This is a genomic window from Mesorhizobium sp. M0184, from assembly GCF_040322215.1.
Taxonomy (GTDB): domain Bacteria; phylum Pseudomonadota; class Alphaproteobacteria; order Rhizobiales; family Rhizobiaceae; genus Mesorhizobium.
Genome location: NZ_JAMYSZ010000003.1, coordinates 310,501 through 327,048, shown reverse-complemented (window position 1 = coordinate 327,048; position 16,548 = coordinate 310,501). Strand labels below are relative to the sequence as shown.

The following is a 16,548-nucleotide window of genomic DNA, read 5'->3' as shown; positions in this document are numbered from 1 at the left end:
ATGGCCGAACTGACACTTCGCGAGATGCGTGCCAAGAATTCGGCACGGCTTGAATGGGCGCTGGTCGGGCTCGGCATCCTGGCGCTGCTGGTGGCGCCTTTCTTCGTCTATCCGATCTTCCTGATGAAGATGCTGTGCTTTGCGCTGTTTGCCTGCGCCTTCAACCTTCTGCTCGGCTACACCGGGCTGTTGTCCTTCGGCCATGCGACATTCTTCGGCGGGGGGCCTATTTCACCGCATACGCGGTCAAGGTCTGGGCTGGCCGCCGGAAGCGGGCATCCTGCTCGGTGTCCTGGGAGCTGCGCTGCTCGGCCTTGTGATGGGCTTCTTTGCCATCCGCCGGCAAGGCATCTATTTCGCCATGATCACGCTGGCGCTGTCGCAGATGTTCTTCTTCTTTTGCGTGCAGGCGCCGTTCACCGGAGGTGAGGACGGCATCCAGGGCGTGCCGCGCGGCAGGCTGCTTGGAATGCTCGACCTGAACGTCTCGATGAACATCTATTATTTCGTGCTGGCGGTCTTCCTGATCGGCGTGTTCGCCATCTGGCGCATCATCAACTCGCCTTTCGGCATGATCCTGCGTTCCATCCGGGAAAACGAGAGCCGGGCCATTTCGCTGGGCTATTCCGTCGCCAACTACAAGCTGGCGGCTTTCGTCATGTCGGCAACATTGGCCGGGCTGGCCGGCGCGCTCAAGGCGATCGTTTTTCAGTTTGCCACGCTCACCGACGTCACCTGGCAGATGTCGGGCGAGGTGATCCTGATGACGCTCCTCGGCGGCATCGGCACCATGGCCGGGCCGATCATCGGCGCCAGTCTGGTCGTCGGCCTGGAAAACACGCTCGCCACCTCGAACTTTCCGGTGACCATCGCCACCGGCCTGACCTTCATGGTCTGCGTGCTGGTTTTCCGGCGCGGTATTGTCGGTGAGGTCTATGCGCGGTTTCTCGGGCCAAAGGGTGACGCGAAAGACTGAACGGCTCAGTTCCGCCTCGCTAGGCGATGCGTAAGCCTTGCGCGTCGAGAAGCACGCAGCCCAGCGGGTCGAAGCAGACATCGACCGCTTCGCCTTCACGCAGCGGCTGGCCGTCGATCAACGTGTTGGCGCGCACCAGCGTGCCGGCGCCGATGTCGATCTCGTAGACCGCATTGCCGCCGAGATAGGAGGTCGAGACGATCCGTCCCGCCAGCCTGTTGGCAGCACCGGCGGTACCGACGGTAAGCTTCTGCGGGCGAACGACGACGGTGACCGCGCTGCCGGTCGCGAGCGCCTTCGGCGCGGCCGCCTTTACGACATGGCCGGTGGCCAGCGCGATCGTCGCCATCTTGCCGTCCATCACTGTCACGCTGCCGGGCAGCATGTTGGCCTTGCCAAGGAAATTGGCGACGAAAGCGGTGGCCGGCTGGTCATAGACCTGCGTGGGGGAGCCGATCTGCTCGATCAGGCCGGCGTTCATCACGACAATGTGGTCGGACATCGACAAGGCTTCTTCCTGGTCGTGCGTCACGAAGATAGCGGTGATGCCCGTCTCCCTCTGGATTTTCTTGATCTCGACGCGCATGTCCTCGCGCATATTGGCGTCGAGCGCCGACAAGGGCTCGTCCAGCAGCAGCACTTCCGGCTCGAAGACGATGGCGCGGGCCAGTGCGATGCGTTGCTGCTGGCCGCCCGAGAGCTGCGACGGCAGCTTTGTCTCACTGCCGGGCAGCCGCACCATATCCAGCGCCTTCTTGACCCGGCGCACGATTTCCGGTTTCGGCACGTTTCGGTATTTCAGGCCGAATGCAACGTTGTCGAAGACGTTCTTGTGCGGAAAGAGCGCGTAGTTCTGGAACACCAGACCAATGTTGCGCTTATAGATCGGGATGTCGTCGACCCGCTTTCCGCCGATCGAGATCTGGCCACTGGAGATGTCGACCAGGCCCGCGATCGAGCGCAGGATCGTCGTTTTGCCGCACCCGGACGGCCCAAGCAAGGTGACGAAACTGCCCTTGCGGATCGCCAGCGAAAAATCGCGAACCGCTGCGAACTTGCCGTAGAAAATATCGATGTCACGAAACTCGACCGCAGGCTTTCCTATCGGCTGGCTCTCGCCCTGGGCGAGCGGGTCGAGATCAGCCCCGGCCGAAGCCGGCCGGGGCTGCTGGTCGTGGCTGTTGTCGTCATGCACCTTTCGACACCCTGTCCCATTGCTTGGTCCATGCGTCTTCGTTCTTCGCCCAGTAGAGCGGATCGGCGAAGGTCAGCGACTTCATCGATCCGGTTGGGTCGAAGGCCGGAAGCGCCGCGATCTTGTCGGTCAGCTTCACCTTGGTCGGGTCAAGCGACGGCGGATAGTTCTGGCCCTCGGCGACGGCGATCGACGTGGCCGGATCCAGCATGAAGTTGATCAGTTCCTCGCATTCGGCCATCGGCGAACCCTTGAGCACCAGCATATCCTCCATCCACGCGTATGAGCCGGCAGGGTCGAGATAGCCGATCGGCTGGCCCTGCTGCTGCAGGGCGGCGACACGTCCTGACCAGGCATCGGTGACGACGATCTCGTTGCGCGAAAGGAGGTCCATCAGTTCCGCGCCGGAACTCCAGAATTTCTTGGCCAGGTCGCGGGTCTCGCGAACCTTGGCCCAGACGACGTCCATGTCCTGGATGTTGTTGGGGTCCTGTTTCGTCTGCAGCGCCGCATACCAGACGCGCGTCGTCATATCGGCGTAGCCGCCGATCTTGCCGGCATATTTCTTGTCGGTAAGCAGGTTGGCGCCCTTTTCCTTGGCTTCCTCCGGCGAGATGACCTTGTTGTTGTAGGCGATGCCGGTGGTGCCGTAATCATATGGCACTGCCGACAGCTTCGGCGTGATCTTGCGGAACGGCTCGATCATGGCGGTCAGCACATTCGCCATGTTCGGAATGTTCGCCTCGTTGATCTCCGAATTGAAACCGCCATTGACGTATTTGATGTAGTAGTTGACGCCGGAAGAATGGACGATCTGGAAGTCGCCTGGTTTCGACGTCTTGATCTTGGTGATGATCTCGTTCTCGTCGCCAAAGGTGCCCTGGACGACCTTGACCTTGGACTTGGCGGTGTAAGGCTGGAACGCGTACTTATCGATCGCCTCCTGCACCACGCCGCCCCATCCGTCGAAGCGCACTTCCGAAACCGCGGCCAGCGCCCGTCCCATCCAGGGCATGGAAAGCCCGGTGGCGGCGGCAGCGGCGGCCGTCAGCGTCAGGAATGATCGCCGGCTGATGTCGCCATTGGCATAGCGTTCGTTGAGCCGTTCCAGTCGTTTGGCGGTTGTCAGTTTCATTTCCATTCTCCCATTTTCATCTTCACTTGCTTGCCTTGAACCAGGTGAGGCTTTGCAGGATGAGCCCGCCAGCCAAGGGAATGCCGACCGTCAAAAGGATCATGACGGTGCCCAGCGCGTTCACCTCAGGGCTGATCGAGATCTTCAGCATCGAAAGGATTTGCGTCGGCATGGTCTCGACGCCCGCCGGCCGCCAGAACAGGCTGGCCGAGGTGTTGTCGAACGAAATGGTGAAAGCGAGCAGAACACTGGCAAGCACTGCGGGAATGAGCAGCGGCAGCGTGATTTCGCAGAATGTCGACACACGCGGCGCCCCGAGCGAAAGCGCCGCCTCCTCATAGGAACGTTTTATGCCGACCATGCGTGCCTGGACGATCAGCACCACATAGGGGAGCGTGAGCAGAATGTGGCCGAGCACCAGCAGCGTCATGCTGCGCGGCTGGTCGACGGCTTTGATCATGACCAGCAGGCCGACGCCGAGTATCGTTTCGGGGACCAGCGCGGGAAGAATGACAAGCGTGTTGATCGCCTGCTTGCCACGGAACTCGAAGCGCACCAGCGCCAATGCCGCCATGATGCCGAGCAGCGTCGTCACCGTTGCCGTCACCAGGGCAATCCACATCGATGTCCGGAAGGCGTCGAGAACCGGCTCGTTGGTGAGTAGCTTTTCGTACCATCGCAGGCTGAAGCCGGTGAGGGGAAAGCCGCCGAACATCGAGGCGTTGAAGGAAAGCACGACCGTGGCGAGGATCGGCGCAAACATGAAGACGTAGACGCATACCGTGATCGCGCCGGTCAGCCGCCACGCCCATCTGCCTTCGCGATCGGGATGATCCGCTCTCATGCACTGAGGCCCTTCATGATCTGCGATAGGCCCATATAGCGGCTGTAGGCGGCCGCGGCCGCGCCGAGCAGGACGAACAGGACGATGGAAAGCGTGGCGCCCATCGGCCAATTGAGCTGCCCCATGATGGTGTCGTAGATCAAGTTGCCGAACAGCGCATCGCGGCTGCCGCCGAGCAGCTGCGGCGTCACATAGGAGCCGGCCGCCAGCACGAAGCAGAGCAGCAGCCCGGCGCCCAGCCCCGGCATCGATAGCGGCAGGGTCACTTCGCGAAACGCCTGCGCGCTGGTACAGCCCATCGAGCGGGCGGCGGCGATCAGCGTGCGGTCGATGCTTTCCAGGCTGACATAGACGTTCAGGATCATATAGGGCAGCAGAAAATGCAGCAGCCCCATGATGACGGCGCCCTCGGTGTAGAGCATCGGCAACGGCTCGTTGATAACCCCCAGCCTGATGAGCACGACGTTGATCAGCCCCTGTTCGCCGAGAATATGGATCCACGAGAATGTCCGGATGGTGAAGCTGATCCAGAACGGCACGATGAGCAGCAGCAACAACAGCCATTTGTGCCTGAAGGTCGTGGCCCAGATGAAATAGGCGGGGAAATAGCCAAGGATCGCGCAGATCACAGCGGTGATGGCGCCGACGCGAACGGTCTTCCAAAGAAAACCGTGATAGTAGCTGTCGATGAGGAATTCCTTCCAGTTGTCGAAGGTCAGCACCGCCGACTCCACCCCCGCGGTGACGAAGGTGAAAAACGTGTAGACCGTCATCATCGCGATCGGCAGCAGCAGAAGCAGGGTAAGCAGTAAAAGCACAGGCGCGACGAGGACCCAGGCCAGTCGCTGATCGTATAATTTCCACCCTTTGGTCACGACCCGTCCAACCACTTTATGTGAAAGCCGCCATCACCGGGCTCGGCTCCGGACTAGATTGGGCGATCGGCGTTCAGGTGTCCACTCTGCATATGGCTCCTGCACAAATTCTGTGCAGGGCCACCGCGCGACCCTCGCCCTGCCGGATTCAACAAATTGCCCGGCGTTCCGCCTGCACATTGATTAAATCAGATATCCCGATATACAGGGTAATTTCGGATATAGATTTTACATGGGCCGGGCAATTTCATGAGTCGCAATTTTCTGGTGATTGAACCTGAGGAAGGCATTGCCGTGCTCAAGGGGCTTGCCTCCTCGGCGCGGATCTCGATGCTGAAACTGCTGCATGAGAAGGGGCCGATGAATGTCAACGAAATCGCCGCCGTGCTGTCGCTTCCGCAGTCGACCGTCTCGACCAACATCCAGGTGCTGGAGGATGCGGGGCTGATCCGCACCGAGAACCTGAAAGCGAAGAAAGGCAGTCAGAAAATCTGTTATCCGACGGCGGAAGAAGTGCTCGTCGTGTTCAAGAGCGAATATCGTGCGGTCAAGAACGACGCGATCGAAGTGTCGATGCCGATCGGGCTTTATACCGGCTTCGATGTTACCGCGCCCTGCGGCCTATGTTCGCCGGACGGCATCATCGGTCTGCTCGATGTGCCGAACACTTTCCTCGATCCGGACCGCATGAAAGCCGGTCTGCTATGGTTCACGCGCGGTTTTGTCGAATACCAGTTCCCCAACAATGCCAAGCTCGCCAATGCCGAGATCACCGGACTCGAAGTTGCGATAGAGCTGTCTTCGGAAGTGCCGGGCACCAGCGCCGATTGGCCCTCGGACATCACGCTGACGATCAATGGCGTCGATGTCGGCACCTGGACGTCGCCGGGGGATTTCGGCGACAAGCGCGGCGTCTTCACGCCCTCCTGGTGGAAGCTCAAGGGCTCGCAATACGGTAAGCTGAAGAACTGGCGAATTGCCAATGACGGCACCTATGTCGACGGCCTCAGGATTTCCGAAACCGGCCTCGCCGCACTCGATCTGAAGAGCCATCATTCAATCCGCGTCCGTATCGGCGTCAAGGACGACGCCAAGCGCCCCGGCGGGATCAATATTTTCGGCAAGGGCTTTGGAAATTACGATCAGGACATCCTGCTCAGGATCAAAACTGGTTTATATCATGAAACCGGGTTCTGAAGATAATGCAGCAATTTCAACTATCTGGCTTTCTGCTGTGCCAAAGTGTTCGTCTAATTGTCCTACATTTGGGTATTTTGGCTTGACGAAGGGCTGCCAATTCCTCTTTGATATCGGACAAGATGATTTAAATCATCGTTTGTGATATCGATGGGAGGAATGCATGAAGGCAGCCGTTACGGCTCATCCGCATTATGTCGTCTCGGAAATCGATCCGAGGCTCTACGGATCCTTCATCGAGCATCTGGGGCGGGCAGTTTACACCGGCATCTATGAGCCCGGCCATCCGACAGCGGATGCCAACGGCATGCGTCAGGACGTCATCGACCTCGTCAGGGAACTCAATGTTCCGATCGTCCGCTACCCCGGCGGCAATTTCGTCTCGGCCTACAATTGGGAAGACGGCATTGGCCCCAAGGAACAGCGCCCAGTGCGCCTCGACCTCGCCTGGCACACATCGGAAAGCAACGAAGTCGGCCTGCATGAATTTGCCGATTGGTGCACCTCCGCCAACACCGAGATGATGCTTGCCGTCAATCTCGGCTCGCGCGGCCTCGACGAAGCCCGCAATCTGCTGGAGTACGCCAACCATCCCGGCGGCAGCAAATGGAGCGACAGGCGCATCGCCAACGGCCGCAAGGAGCCGTTCGACGTCAAGCTCTGGTGCCTCGGCAATGAAATGGATGGCCCCTGGCAGATCGGCCACAAGACCGCGGACGAGTATGGCCGGCTGGCGCATGAGACGGCCAAGGCCATGCGCGCCTTCTCCAAGTCACTCGAGCTGGTGGTCTGCGGCTCTTCGAATGCCAAGATGCCGACCTACCCTGAATGGGAAGCGACGGTTCTCGACCATACCTACAACGAGGTCGACTACATCTCGCTGCACATGTATTTCGACAACGAAGCCAACGACGCTCCGAACTATCTCGCCATGAGCGAAAAGCTCGACGACTACATTGTCTCGGTCGCCGGCGTCATCGAGTATATCAAGGCCAAGAAGCGCTCCAACAAGCAGGTCTACATCTCGTTCGACGAATGGAACGTCTGGTACCATTCCAAGGAGCAGGACAGGAAGATACTCGGCGGCAGCAACGGCTGGCCGTTCGCCCCGCCGTTGCTCGAAGACATCTATAATTTCGAGGATGTGCTGCAGGTCGGCCTGATCCTCAACACCTTCATCCGCCGTTCCGATGTCGTCAAGATCGCCTGCCTGGCACAACTGGTCAATGTCATCGCGCCGATCATGACCGTTCCGAATGGCCCGGCATGGCGGCAGACGATTTTTTATCCCTATCTGTTTGCTTCTAACTATGGTCGCGGCAATGCGCTGGATCTCAAGGTGGAAAGCCCGACCTACAAATCCAGCGTTGCGGGCGACGTCGCCTATGTCGATGTTGCCGGCGTGCACGACAGGCAAACCGGCCACGTCACCTTCTTCGCCGTCAACCGCCATTCGAGCGAGGCAATCGAAACAGTGGTCGACCTCACCGGCTTCGGCGCGGCGGAGATCGTCAATCACCAGGTGATGGCACACGCCGATCTGAAAGCCGTCAATTCGGCCGAAAACCCTGGCAATGTCGGCCCCAGGAAGGGTGAGGGCGCCTCGCTCGCCGGCGGCAAGCTGAGCCTGTCACTGCCGGCCTATTCCTACCAGGTCATACGCCTGAGGCTCTGAGTTCAGGCGGATCATCGAGAAAGCGCAAACGCTGAGGAGGAGCGTCGACGTGACGGCCGATATCGAGATCAGGAACGTAAGCAAGCAGTTCGGTGCCATGACGGTGCTGGATCATCTGTCGCTCTCCATAAGGGCACGCGAATTCATCGTGTTCCTGGGCCCGTCCGGCTGCGGAAAATCGACGCTTCTTCGAATGATTGCCGGGCTCGAAGCAGTCGACAGCGGCGAGATTGCCATCAACAACGAGCGCATCGATCATCTGCCACCGGGCAAGCGCGGCATTGCCATGGTGTTCCAGTCCTATGCGCTTTATCCGCATATGACGGTGCGCGACAACATGGCCTTCGGCCTTGCGAATATCGGCGTACCAGGCAAGGTCATCGAGGCGCGCATCAATGAAGCCGCCCGCATGCTGGAAATGCCGCATCTGCTCGATCGCAAGCCGGGCCAGCTCTCCGGCGGTCAGCGCCAGCGCGTCGCCATCGGCCGTGCGATCGTCAAGGAGCCGAAGGCCTTTCTGTTCGACGAGCCGCTCTCCAATCTCGATGCCGCGTTGCGCACCCGCACCCGCATCGAGCTTGCCCAGCTTCACCAGCGGCTGCAATCGACGATGATCTTCGTCACCCATGATCAGGTCGAGGCAATGACGCTGGCCGACCGCATCGTCGTCATGAACAATCGCAAGATCGACCAGATAGGTACCCCGATGGAGATCTACGAGCGCCCGGCGACCAAATTCGTCGCGGGTTTCGTCGGCGCGCCGGCGATGAACTTCGTCGATGCGACGCTTGACAGATACGGCAAGAACGCCACGGCCAGGTTTGCGGACGGCGTCTCGGTGCAGACCGAGATCGCCTCCAGCCAACTGACCGATGGCAAGTACACTTTCGGCATCCGTTCTGAAGACGTGCGCATCGTTGCCGCCGGACAGGGCAATGCCGGCGGCGTGGTCGATGTGCTCGAGCGGCTCGGCGAACGCACCCTGATCTACGCGCGGCTGGGCGATGGCCAGCAGATCGTCGGCTCGGATACCGGCAACAGCCGCGTCGCCGTCGGCGACAGAATCGGGCTCGCCTTTGATGGCCAGAAATCGCATCTGTTCAACGAGACCGGCCGCGCCTGGCATGCGAGGGAGGCCTGAGATGGCTGACCGGCTGGCGATGTCCCCGACCGCGACGCTTGCTGTCGGCGTCAGAGCCCCTACCGCCGACATCTATGCGCCGCAATGGCGAAACGTCATTTTCGTTGCGCCATTCTTGTTCTTCTTCACCACGTTGCTGCTCTTCCCGCTGCTCTGGGGGATGTGGCTGAGTTTCCACAAGGCCGACACGTTCTCGTCCGGAAATTTTGTCGGTCTCGGCAATTACTCCAGGCTGTATCACGACAAGGTCTTCCTGCAATCGATCTGGAACACCTTCTATTTCGTGCTTCTGACGGTGCCGACGCTGGCGCTGATCGGCCTTTTCCTGGCGCTTTGCCTCAACCGCCGCACGCGCGCTGCCGCGGTTTTGCGGACGCTGTTCTTTTCCTCGTCGGTGCTATCGGTCACCATCGTCACGCTGATCTGGCGCATCGTCTTCATTCCGAATGTCGGCCTGTTGTCGACGATCTACGGATGGTTCGGCGCAACGGCTCCGGCCTTCATTTCCGATCCCAGCCTGGCGATGGTCGGCATCGCCATTGCCACCATCTGGTGGTGCATCGGCCTGCCGATGATGCTCTTTCTCTCAGCACTCCAGCAGATCCCGCAGGACATTTACGAGGCGGCAGCGCTGGACAATGCCAATCGCTGGCAGACGCTACGGTCGATCACGCTGCCGTCGATCAAGCGGACCTTCATCCTGGTGATCATCATCCAGATCGTGCTGCAATTCCAGCTCTTCGGCCAGGCCTGGCTAATGACGCGCGGCGGTCCGAACAATCTGACCAAGCCGATCGTGCTCTATATCTACGATACCGCATTCCGTCGCTGGGATCTCGGCCTGGGCGCCGCTGCATCGGAAATCCTGTTCATCCTCATCCTGGTCGCGGCCATGGCCCAGTACCTGGTGACACGCAGCAGGGGAGACCAGGCATGAGCGCCCCAGCAGCCTCCATCAAGGGCCGGGCATTTGGCGACCATTTGTTATTGGCCCTGGTCATCCTGCTTTCGATCGTCATGATCGCGCCGGTTCTGTGGGTCATCGGCCTGTCACTCAAGGACAATACGGAGCTGATGGCCGATCCGAACTCGGTGTTTCACGCACCCTATACGCTGAAGAACTACATCAACACCGTCGGCACCTCGTCCGTGTTCATCTGGGTGCGCAACAGCATCATCGTCTCGGGCGGATTGACGCTCGGCACGTTGATCCTGTCGTCGCTCGCCGGCTACGGTTTTGCACGGCTGAATTTCCCCGGCCGAGACGTGCTGTTCGTGATCGTGCTGTTCGGTCTGGCGGTCCCGGAACAGGCCGTGCTTGTCGCCCGTCACCAGATCTTCAGCATGCTGAAGTTCCACAACACCTATCAAGGGCTCATTCTGCCGGGCCTTTCGGCTCCGTTCGGTGTCTTCCTGATGACCCAGTATTTCAAGGCCATCCCGAAGGAGCTGGACGAAGCCGCCATGCTCGATAACGCCAGCCGGCTCAGAATTTTCTGGAAGGTGCTTCTGCCGCTCACGCTGCCTGCGCAGGCGACGCTCGGCATCTTCACCTTTCTCGGGGCCTGGAACGACTACTTCTGGCCGCTGATTTCGGCGACGAGGAAGGACATGTTCACGCTGACGGTCGGCATGGCCTCGACCCAGACCAACTTCGCCCAGTCCGAAGGCATCGGCTTCCTGATGGCGCAGGCGGTGTTCGCCGGTGCACCGATCCTGATCGTCTACCTGTTCTTCCAGAAATACATCGTCACGGCGGTCTCCGGCGCTGCGGTGAGATAACGAAGATTGCCTGACGGCCGGGGGAATGCGCAGCAATTGAAGCACGAAAGCCAATCCAGGGTGGAGCGGCGGAAACTCAGTAGGAGGAACTGATATGAAACTGAAGAAAATACTGTTTGCCGCAGTCTCTGCGGGCGCAATGATGCTCGCAAGTCCAAGCTTCGCGGCCACGGAGCTGAGCGTGCAGCGCTTTTTCGGCGCCTGCGATGCCGATTTCGGCACCAACACCGATGCCACCAAGGCCGTTGGCGAATGTGGCATCATCACCTCGCTAATCAACAAGTTCAACGCCGACAATCCCGATGTCCATGTCAACGTCACCACCGTGGAATGGCCCGGCTATGATCAGCTGACCGCGCAGTTCGCTTCAGGCGACGCTCCGGACATCGTCACGATCCATGAATCCGTACTGTCGGATTATCAGTCGAAGGGCCTGTTGATGCCGCTCGACGATCTCTTGAAGTCGGTCGGCGTGACACCCGACGCCTTCACCGACGCGGCACGCAATGGCGCCACCAAAGACGGCAAGGTCTATGGCCTGCCGATCGACAGCTGGACGATGCTCTATCACGTCAACATGGATCTTTTCAAACGAGCCGGCCTCGTCAATGCCGACGGCACGCCGATTTTTCCAAAGTCGCCCGAGGAACTGCTCGCCCAGGCCGAACAGTTCAAGCAGAAGACGGGCAAGCCTTATTTCGTCCAGAACCTGACCAATGAGACTGCACTCTACACACGCAACCTCTACACCTATCTTTTCCAGCAGGATTCCGATTTCTTTGCCGATCCGAAGCACGTGAAGTTGAATACGCCGGAAGCCAAGAAGGTCGTCGAGATGTACAAGGCGATCTTCGAGAAGGGCTACACCACCGAGGATCTCGATTATGGCGGCTCGATCAACGCCTTCCTTGCCGGCGAGGGTGGCGTCCACCTTAACGGCACCTGGGTGGTCGGCGATTACAACGCCCAGTCCGAGACCAAGGGTACGGCGCTCAACAAGGGCGGCTATGCGGTCTATCCGTATCCGCAGCTGTTTGGCGGCGCCCATGCGCAATATGCCGACGGCCACACCTGGGCCGTTTCGCAGAAAGACCGCACGCCTGAACAGATCGCGGCTATCGGTAAATTCCTGAAGTTCTTCGCCGACAACGACTTCGAATGGTCGCGCACCGGCCACTTGCCGGCCTACAAGGCCGTCATCACCTCGGACGCTTTCAAGGCACTGCCGCATCGCAACACGATCTCTGCGGTCGCTGATCTCGGCAAGCCGCTGCCGTCCGCCGTACAGCGTCAGTTTGCGATCCAGGACATTATCGGCGAAGAGATGAGTGCAGCAATCAGTGGCCAGAAGGACGTCGATACCGCGCTTGCCGACATGGAAAGCCGCGTCAACGAATTGCTCGCCAACATTTGATCACGGGTTTCGAAAGGCCCTCCCAAGGCCCCCGCGGCTGGAAACGGCCGCGGGGTTTTGGTGAGGGAGTGGTTATTGTCCTCGAATTGCGAGAACTTGCCGGTGGCGACCGGGTCAAACACGCCAACCACGGCGCCGCAACCTCGGCAGCAGCCGACGCAAGCCCTGGCCGGAGGATTCCGTTAGAACGCCGCGGCCATGGGCATTGCGACCTTGTTGGGGATCTGGATGTCGATCTCCAATCTCGACGTCGTTTCGCCGTGATCCATGCTCACCTGCAGGAAATCCTGGTCGACCTGAACATGCCGGGCGATCACCGCCATGATCTCCTCGCGCAACACCGAGACGAGATCGGGCTGGTTGCGGCTTCGACGCTCGTAGGCCAACAGCAGTTGCAAGCGCTCGCGCGCCACCGGCGCGCTGCCGCGGCGCTTGAAGATATCGAGCAGGTTCATGCTGCCCTCCTTCCCAACAGCCGGTCGAGGAGGCCCCTCCGTTCGAAAGGCAGAATGACCGGCAGGTCCTCGCCCTCGAGTCTTCTTGCCGCGTCGATATAGGCGCGTGCGGCGGGGTTAGTGTTTTCGCTGAGCGTAACCGGCGCGCCCACATTGGATGCGCGCAGCACGTCCTGGCTCTCGGGAATTATTCCCAGCAAGGGCGTCGACAGGATCTCGAGCACGTCATCGATGCTCAGCATCTCGCCGCGGGCAGCGCGCGCAGCATCGTAGCGCGTGACGAGGACGTGTTTGACAATCGATTCACCGTGCTCGGCTTTCATCGTTCTGGAGTCGAGCAGGCCGATGATGCGATCGGAATCGCGGACCGAGCTCACTTCCGGGTTGGTGACGATTACCGCCTCGTCGGCAAAGCGCATGGCAAGTTGCGCGCCCCGCTCTATGCCGGCCGGGCTGTCGCAGAAGACGTAGTCGAAAACGGAGCGCAGCTTGTCGATGACGTCGGCGACGCCTTCCTCGGTGAGAGCATCCTTGTCGCGCGTTTGCGAGGCCGGCAGCAGGAACAGCGTTTCGAGTCGCTTGTCACGGATCAGCGCCTGCGAAAGCTTGGCGGTTCCCTGAATGACGTTGACGATATCGAAAACAACGCGCCGCTCGGCACCCATGATCAGATCGAGGTTGCGCAGGCCGACGTCGAAATCGACGAGAGCCACCCGCTTGCCGGTTTTCGCGACCGCGGCGCCGAGAGCGGCCGTCGAGGTCGTCTTGCCGACACCCCCTTTGCCGGATGTGACAACCACTACCTTGCCCATATTTGTGCCTCCAATGTTGTTAGTTGAGCGGTGCGACGCAAAGTGCGCCGTCCTCGAGAAAGGCCTGTACCGGCCTTCCTCGCGAGGAGGCGTCCATCTCCTCGGCAGTGCGGTACCAGCCGTCCACCGCCAGAAGTTCGGCTTCGTTTTTCCGGCAAAAGATGCGAGCCGCGGAATTTCCCGTGGCGCCGGCGAACGCACGTCCACGCAGCGTGCCGTAGACGTGGATCGATCCTCCGGCGATGATCTCGGAACCGGAACTGACGGAGCCGACAATGACCACATCGCCATCGGGATGAAAGATCGACTGGCCGGAGCGGATCGGTGCCTTGATCATCAATGAGTTCGGCGCCTGCGGCTCTTCCGTCTTGGCCTCAGCTGCGGCCTTCGGGTCCGGCTGCACGTAAAGCGCGTCGGCGGTGGCCTCCTTGGCGCCAACGAGGAGCGGCGGCAGATCGGCACCGAGAGCAACATTGCCATCGGCCTCGATCGCGTAAATGCGAATCCCGCGCTCCGCGAGCTGTGAGACCAGATCCCGCATCTCGCCCACCTCGGGCTTGAGTATATTCAGATCGAGCACGACCGGGCGGCCGGCAAAGAAGCCGGGAGAGTTTTCGGTCCAGTGATCGAGGCTTTGCAGCCATTCCCCTAGCGGGGCCTCAGGGGTGAGGGTGAAGGCTACAAACGAGCGCGCTCGAAAGCGTATGGACTTGTTTTGGATGGGAGCGACGCAGGTCACAGAGGCGAGTCCTTACTGATTGGTTAAGGCTAGCCCGGCATGGTTAACGAAAAGTTAATGGCGGCTTCCCGAGGCGTTGGCGGAGGCATTCTTTTTGCCCCTGATCGCCCCGCCGGCGCCCTGCTTCCGATGCACGACGAGGTCCTCCTCGCGGCTGCCTGGAGGCGCCTCCAGTTCACGCGGTCGGCCGACCGGTATATTGTTGCCGGAATGCCGGGCCTATTAAGGAGTTATCGATTTGACAAGCGTTGCCAGGGGGCCTGTCGCGGATCGCGGTCGCGCTACCTATGACCTTGCCGCGACCGCCATCTTTGCTTCCAAATCAGACCCGCGCTTTCACTATTGCCTGTATGTGCCTCCCGCGGTTGGGGAAGGGGCCAAAGTCGATCTGATGGTCGCTGTCCATGGCACCGGCCGCACCTCTTTTCTTGGATTCCGCGATGCGTTTTCCGAGTTCGGACGCTGGAACGGCTGCGCCGTTTTGTGTCCGCTGTTTCCAATCGGCGTTCTCGGGGATGATGCCCGCAGCGGATACAAATATTTGCTCGAGGGCAACATACGCTACGATCAGGTGCTGCTCGCCATGGTTGAGGAGGTCAGCGCCAAATACAGTCAGGATTGGAGCCGCTTTGCCATGTTCGGATTTTCCGGCGGCGGGCATTTCACGCATCGTTTTGCTATTCTGCATCCCGACAGGCTCTGGGCGGCCTCAATCGGCGCGCCAGGCTCGGTGACCTTGCTCGATCCGACGCGTGACTGGTGGGTGGGCATTCGCGATCTGCCGGAGAAGTTCGGCATCACCTTCGATGCCGCAGCGCTGGCAAAAGTGCCTTTCCAGATGATCGTCGGCGACGCTGACCTGGAGACTTGGGAAATCACTCATGTCCAAGGCAGCACCCATTGGATGCCGGGCGCCAACGATGCGGGGCGGACACGGCCGGAACGCCTCATGGCATTGTGTCGATCGTTCGAGGAGGCGGGGGCGCGCGTGCGCTTCGATTTGCTGCCAGGCGTATCTCATGAACGGGATGCGGTTCTCGATTCGGTCAAGGATTTCCTCGCCCAACAACTCAAGGAACGAGGGAATGTCTCACGATAAATTCGTTGCGCCCCAGCCCGTAAAGAGATTATCGCAATCAAAGCCCGACCACGTCGACCGCATCCCACCGCGATCTACTGGCAGTGCGTAATGACTAGAGCAACGCTTCGTATTGATCGCCAATCTTGTCGACTGTGAAATCCGCCGCCCTGTTTTTCAGCACGGCAGCAGGGGTGGGGTGGTCCAGCATCTCGGCCATCGCCTTCGCCAGGGCCGCGGCGTCACCGACCGGCACCAAGGTGCCGAAGCGGCCGTCACCGAGTATTTCGCGCGGGCCATGCGGAGCATCGGTGGAGATTACCGGGACACCGGCGGCCATGGCCTCGACCAGCACATTGCCGAAGCCCTCGCTGGTCGATGACAGAACGAACAGATCAGCCGCGGCATAGCAAGCCGCGGGATCGTTGACATAGCCGGCAAAGAGCACGTCCCCGTCTATGCCGGTCTCTTCGGCATAGGCGTGCAATTCGGCAGCCAGCGGACCTTCGCCGAAGATAACAAGCCGGGCGGGGCGGCCGGCGCGCAAGGCAGCGAAGGCCCGCAGCAAAGTCCGGTGGTCCTTGACCGGTACCAGGCGCCCGGCGGTGGCAATGACCGGCACATCGCCCATCGCCGCCAATGCTGCCTGCCAGGCATAAGAATTCCCCTGCGGTGCTTCAGCCGGCGGCAGCGGGTTGTTAATGACGACGACCTTGGATTCGGGAAAGCCGCGGGCGATGATGTCACGGCCGACACCCGCTGAAACGGCGATGGCTTTGGTTGCACGCGCTGCAACCAGCGCGGAAAGCCAGATCGCCAGCCTCGCGCCGAGGCCGCTGGCAGGCAGCGAGGCGGCGGCATGGAAACTTGGAAAGAATTTTGCCCGGCTTCTGGCCAACATGAGTGACAGCGCCATCACCAGATTGGCGAATTCCGGGGCGCTATAGACCGCATCAGGATCAAGGCGGCGGAACAAATTTGCGCTTCGCACTATGCCTTTCAGCGTCGCCGACTTGGCGTAACCCTCGCCGCGCAAGAGAAGGCCGAAGTCGACCAGATGCACGGCAGCGGAACGCAGCGCGGCGTTAGGGCCTTGCGCGTTCCAGGTAAAAAGCGTGACCTCGTGGCCACGCGACGCCAGTTCATTTGCCATCAGGACGAAGACACGCTCGGCGCCGCCGCCCCTCAGGCTGGCGATGTGGAAAACGATGCGCTTCACCATGCCTTGCT

At 60.4% G+C, this 16,548-nt stretch carries 15 protein-coding genes and 1 pseudogene; 8 read left to right on the top strand and 8 right to left on the bottom strand.

Annotation, left to right across the window (positions count from 1 at the left end):
• Positions 1–976, top strand: a pseudogene (locus NKJ23_RS06660) (branched-chain amino acid ABC transporter permease).
• 19 nt (positions 977–995) lie between these two features.
• Here NKJ23_RS06660 and NKJ23_RS06655 read toward each other — a convergent pair.
• The 4 genes from NKJ23_RS06655 to NKJ23_RS06640 are packed head-to-tail and all read right to left on the bottom strand — an operon-like array spanning position 996 to position 5,025.
• Complete coding sequence (locus NKJ23_RS06655; protein WP_352679280.1) at positions 996–2,171, bottom strand: ABC transporter ATP-binding protein; 1,176 nt, start codon at positions 2,169–2,171, stop codon at positions 996–998.
• Positions 2,164–3,306: an extracellular solute-binding protein gene (locus tag NKJ23_RS06650; protein WP_352501366.1), complete on the bottom strand. Its 1,143-nt coding sequence runs from the start codon at positions 3,304–3,306 to the stop codon at positions 2,164–2,166. Before NKJ23_RS06650 ends, NKJ23_RS06655 begins: the two co-directional genes overlap by 8 nt.
• Positions 3,307–3,328: 22 nt before the next feature.
• Positions 3,329–4,150 carry an ABC transporter permease gene (locus NKJ23_RS06645; protein ID WP_352679277.1) on the bottom strand — a complete coding sequence of 274 codons (822 nt, stop codon included), beginning with the start codon at positions 4,148–4,150 and terminating at the stop codon, positions 3,329–3,331.
• Positions 4,147–5,025, bottom strand: coding sequence for an ABC transporter permease (locus NKJ23_RS06640; RefSeq protein WP_352679274.1), 879 nt, complete (start codon positions 5,023–5,025; stop codon positions 4,147–4,149). The genes NKJ23_RS06645 and NKJ23_RS06640 overlap by 4 nt, the downstream gene beginning before the upstream one ends.
• 249 nt (positions 5,026–5,274) lie before the next feature.
• On the opposite strand from NKJ23_RS06640, the gene NKJ23_RS06635 reads away from it, so the two are divergent.
• From NKJ23_RS06635 to NKJ23_RS06610, 6 genes are all read left to right on the top strand, one after another.
• Positions 5,275–6,222, top strand: a complete 948-nt coding sequence (locus NKJ23_RS06635) for an ArsR/SmtB family transcription factor (RefSeq protein ID WP_352679271.1) — start codon at positions 5,275–5,277, stop codon at positions 6,220–6,222.
• 163 nt (positions 6,223–6,385) lie between these two features.
• On the top strand, positions 6,386–7,897 hold the full coding sequence (arfA, locus tag NKJ23_RS06630; RefSeq protein WP_352569029.1) for an arabinosylfuranosidase ArfA: 1,512 nt from the start codon (positions 6,386–6,388) through the stop codon (positions 7,895–7,897).
• A 49-nt stretch (positions 7,898–7,946) separates the two neighbouring features.
• Positions 7,947–9,038 (top strand): ABC transporter ATP-binding protein, encoded by a 1,092-nt coding sequence (locus NKJ23_RS06625; protein WP_352679267.1) that lies wholly within the window; start codon positions 7,947–7,949, stop codon positions 9,036–9,038.
• Positions 9,039–9,057: 19 nt separating this feature from the next.
• Complete coding sequence (locus NKJ23_RS06620; protein ID WP_502902503.1) at positions 9,058–9,975, top strand: carbohydrate ABC transporter permease; 918 nt, start codon at positions 9,058–9,060, stop codon at positions 9,973–9,975.
• Positions 9,972–10,820, top strand: a complete 849-nt coding sequence (locus tag NKJ23_RS06615) for a carbohydrate ABC transporter permease (protein ID WP_352569032.1) — start codon at positions 9,972–9,974, stop codon at positions 10,818–10,820. Before NKJ23_RS06620 ends, NKJ23_RS06615 begins: the two co-directional genes overlap by 4 nt.
• A gap of 94 nt (positions 10,821–10,914) precedes the next feature.
• The gene (locus NKJ23_RS06610) at positions 10,915–12,234 is read left to right on the top strand and encodes an ABC transporter substrate-binding protein (RefSeq protein ID WP_352679262.1); all 1,320 of its coding nucleotides are present in this window, start codon (positions 10,915–10,917) and stop codon (positions 12,232–12,234) included.
• 182 nt (positions 12,235–12,416) lie between these two features.
• Here the strand turns inward: NKJ23_RS06610 and minE are convergent, their stop codons facing one another.
• The 3 genes from minE to minC are packed head-to-tail and all read right to left on the bottom strand — an operon-like array spanning position 12,417 to position 14,240.
• Positions 12,417–12,689 (bottom strand): cell division topological specificity factor MinE, encoded by a 273-nt coding sequence (gene minE, locus NKJ23_RS06605; protein ID WP_023677151.1) that lies wholly within the window; start codon positions 12,687–12,689, stop codon positions 12,417–12,419.
• Positions 12,686–13,501, bottom strand: a complete 816-nt coding sequence (gene minD / locus NKJ23_RS06600) for a septum site-determining protein MinD (RefSeq protein WP_352679259.1) — start codon at positions 13,499–13,501, stop codon at positions 12,686–12,688. The genes minE and minD overlap by 4 nt, the downstream gene beginning before the upstream one ends.
• A gap of 19 nt (positions 13,502–13,520) precedes the next feature.
• On the bottom strand, positions 13,521–14,240 hold the full coding sequence (gene minC / locus NKJ23_RS06595) for a septum site-determining protein MinC (RefSeq protein ID WP_352569034.1): 720 nt from the start codon (positions 14,238–14,240) through the stop codon (positions 13,521–13,523).
• Between the two features lie 238 nt (positions 14,241–14,478).
• Between minC and NKJ23_RS06590 the strand changes: the two genes are divergently transcribed.
• Positions 14,479–15,339, top strand: a complete 861-nt coding sequence (locus tag NKJ23_RS06590) for an alpha/beta hydrolase (RefSeq protein WP_352679256.1) — start codon at positions 14,479–14,481, stop codon at positions 15,337–15,339.
• Positions 15,340–15,433: 94 nt separating this feature from the next.
• On the opposite strand, the gene NKJ23_RS06585 is transcribed toward NKJ23_RS06590, so the two are convergent.
• Entirely contained in the window at positions 15,434–16,540 is a 1,107-nt protein-coding gene (locus tag NKJ23_RS06585) for a glycosyltransferase (RefSeq protein WP_352569036.1), read from the bottom strand.
• Positions 16,541–16,548 lie beyond the last annotated feature (8 nt).